The organism is Bartonella sp. AA126HLJHH, assembly GCF_042197425.1.
GTDB lineage: Bacteria > Pseudomonadota > Alphaproteobacteria > Rhizobiales > Rhizobiaceae > Bartonella.
In genome coordinates this window covers 1-3,331 of sequence record NZ_JBHIRU010000056.1, presented here as the reverse complement: position 1 = coordinate 3,331, position 3,331 = coordinate 1, and the positions used below count along the sequence as shown (strand labels likewise).

At 39.9% G+C, this 3,331-nt stretch carries 3 protein-coding genes; all 3 read left to right on the top strand.

Annotation, left to right across the window (positions count from 1 at the left end; all coding sequences use genetic code 11):
* On the top strand, positions 1-969 hold a 969-nt coding region (locus ACFIQC_RS09415), incomplete at its 5' end, for a hypothetical protein (protein ID WP_375707100.1).
* A 1-nt stretch (position 970) separates the two neighbouring features.
* Positions 971-3,160: a hypothetical protein gene (locus ACFIQC_RS09410; protein WP_375707099.1), complete on the top strand. Its 2,190-nt coding sequence runs from the start codon at positions 971-973 to the stop codon at positions 3,158-3,160.
* Between the two features lie 16 nt (positions 3,161-3,176).
* Positions 3,177-3,331 (top strand): transglycosylase SLT domain-containing protein (locus ACFIQC_RS09405; protein WP_375678492.1); only part of this gene is annotated, 155 nt, incomplete at its 3' end.

Sequence of the window (3,331 nt, the reverse complement as noted above, 5' to 3'; positions counted from 1 at the left end):
TTTTTACAGTCCAATACTTATAAGTTTTTTCAATCAGATGCGTATCAGAAGCTCAAAGATCTTTTTGCAGGTATGGCGGAATCTTCATCAGACGGTTCTGGGTGGGATGCGCTTGCAAGTGGTGTGAAGCATCTTAATGAAGGTGATAAACGAAGAGAACAAGTCAATCAAACCGTCGAATACCTAAAATCTAAAGGTTACAGCGAAGAAGAAGCTGCTATCATGGCACGTAATCCGCAAATGCTTAGTGCGATGCTAACAGGTGGTGATACTCCTAAGTTAAGTCAGGGGTTTCAATGGTATACCAATCCAGAGACTGGTGAACGCGAAATGAGACCGGTAAAGGGGTCTCCACAAGAACTTGAGTATAATCAGAAGCTACAAGCACAGAAAGAGTGGGAGGGTAAAAAGCAAAAAAATATTATTGCCACAAAACATCAGATGAACGCTGGGATAGATGCTATTCGTGATTCGATTGCACTCATTCGCAAACATAAGATTAACGGGTTTAAGGCGTGGGCTACGCGTGGAATTGGAGGAACTCCTGCGAATGAATTAGAAAAATTATTTGATACGATTAAGGGTGGTGCTTTAAAGGCGGTATTTGAGAGCTTAAAATCGATGGATCCTAGAGGAAGTCTTAGTGTTGGTCCTATATCAGATTACGAAAGTCGGACGATGGTAGCAACCTTTGGTTCTTTAGATTCTGCGCGTAATACAAAAGGGCTACTGAAAACTTTAGAAAATCTTGAAATAACATTTAATGCTTTAAATAAGCTTCAGAAAACTGATTTGCATGATTGGATGACGGGGAAGATAACCCCTCAAGAAATCTCTGATAAATATAATACTCAGAAAAAAGGCGTTATGGAGTTTGTGAAGGTATCCAGTCCCAAAGAGAGCGCTAAATTTGAGATAGGAACAAAAATTCAAGATGCAGATGGTAATATTAGAATAAAGAGATACTAAAATGCTTAATCATAAGAATGATAACGTTGGAAAACGTCAGGTTTGGAATGATGATCAGTATCCTATTATTGGACATATAACAGATTATAATAAACGCTCTTCAAATAGTCAGATTTGGAATGATGATCAATATCCTATTATTGGACACATATCAGACTATAACAACCATTCTTATGAGGAAGAAGCAGAACATCCCGAAATAAGTGAAAGTGAAGCCTTTTGGAATTCTTTAAAGCATGGATTGAGTTTTAATTTAGATGATGAGATTGCGGGGATCACAGCGGCAGGACGTGATTCTGATGATGAGTTGGCAATAATTGCTTTTGCGAAGGGGCTTTACAACTATTGGACTGGAGATAAGAAAACCATAGAAAAATATGAGAAAGAAGCCAATAGAATACGTGATTATTATCGTAGGATGAGTGATCAACATTATTGGACTTCTTTTGCTGGAAATGCTTTAGGGTCGGCAATTCCTTCCCTTGCGACTTTAGGGGGAGGATTATTAGCCTCAGGAGCACGCTTTGTAGCGCCTACACTTGCAAGGAATGTGGCGGGGTCAAAATTAGGTCAAGCCTTTTTGAAAGCAGGTCAGTTACCCCCAAGTCGATTTGCAAGTCCATTTTTAGGCATCACGAACAAAACAACATTACCTCATTTGCTTAAAGTAGGAGCGGCATCTGGTGCATTACATGGCGCAGGAGAAGGCGAAGGGCTTGGTAATACACTTACAAGTACGTTATCTGGTGCAGGTTTAGGAGCGGGCGGGGCATTGGCTGGAAATCTTGTAGGCAGTATGCTTGGTTCTACTGTTGGTGGAATACGAAGACTTTTTTCTCCTTCTCATACAAAAGAAGGTGTTTCAAAAGATACATTAAGAGCAATCAGTAAACATTTAGGCAATGAAGCTTCTGAAGATCTAGGAGAATCTTTTAAAAAAGCAGTTCCTACCGATTACGTAGCTGATCATAGTCCTTTTTTACAGGATCTTGTTTTTGATATCGCGAAAAGAAATCAAGGAGTTTATCTTGATTTGACTAAAAGAGCTGGGCAGAGAGCGCTGGGAGGAGGGGAGCGTATTCATCAAGCTGCTGATGAACACTTTGTTCCTCGTCAAAATGTCACAGGTTTAAAAGGTGATCTTATCGCGAGTAGGAAAGAAGCATCCCATACTCTTTATGAAATAGCTAAAAAGATACCAATAGGAGAGAAATATTATGGGGCACTTAATGAATTAATGGAGCGTCCATACTTTAAACAAGCTTATAATAAAGGGCTAAGGGGATTCATTAGTGATGGCAATAAAGCCAGTCCGTTTTCTTCTGAAAAATTTAGCCTTCTTAAAGAGAAACCCAACATGGGTATTCTCCATAAAACTAAGGAGGCTATTGATTTTATGATACGGGCAGAAAAGAGGCAAGGAAACAATAGCAAAGTTCGTAGCTTAGTAGATATCGACAAAAAGTTATTAGAGATTATGGATGATATATCGTCTGAATATAAGAAAGGGCGGGCATTGTATCATCAATATAGTTCACATGTAGATGCTATGGGTAAAGGTTCTAAAATCCTTAGCAAGTCGGTTAATAAGGATGAGTTCAGTAAAATCTTTGATGAATTATCAGAGGGAGAACAAGAATACTTTAAAAAGGGATCAAGAGCAAAACTTTTACAAGGTATGGGGCAAGCAGGAGATGAAGTATCCAAGGCAAAGGAGATTTTTGGTACGAATGATCTGTATGAACGATTTGCAAAGATTTATGGAGCAGATAAAGCTTCTGCTGTTAAGAATGTTGTCAATAAAGAAGCTGATTATGCAGATTTTTATAACAGAATACCAGGTCGTGTAGCGGATGAAAAGATATCTTTTACGCATAATGTCAGTATGCCAACGGGTAAACGTGATGCAGCTGTACAATTAGCAAAAGCTGCTGGGAAGGCAGCTTGGGTTCCTTTCAAAGAGGCGGCGTTTAGAGAGCGTCAACGGATTGAAAAGGATGTTGTCAAATTGTTAACAGGGGGGACACAGATTAAGAATGATCAAATTGTAGCTCTCATTCAACGCATGGTAAACGCGCATCATAAGGGATATGCGACAAAAGAATGGTTCAAAAAGCTTTCTGCTGCTTTGTTTGGAGGTGGGGGAAAAGCCTCAACGGAGGAGTTGAATTTATTGAGTGCATTTGAGTAAGGGAGGAGATTAGGCTATGACCCGTTCTAGTCCTTCTGTTAATCAAGCGATCCGTCAAGCAGCAGCGCGTTATGGTTTGCCAGAGAGTTATTTGTACCGTGTTGCGCAAGTTGAAAGTGGAGGCAATCCGAATGCAAGGAATCCCCGTTCTTCTGCGGGTGGGTTGTATCA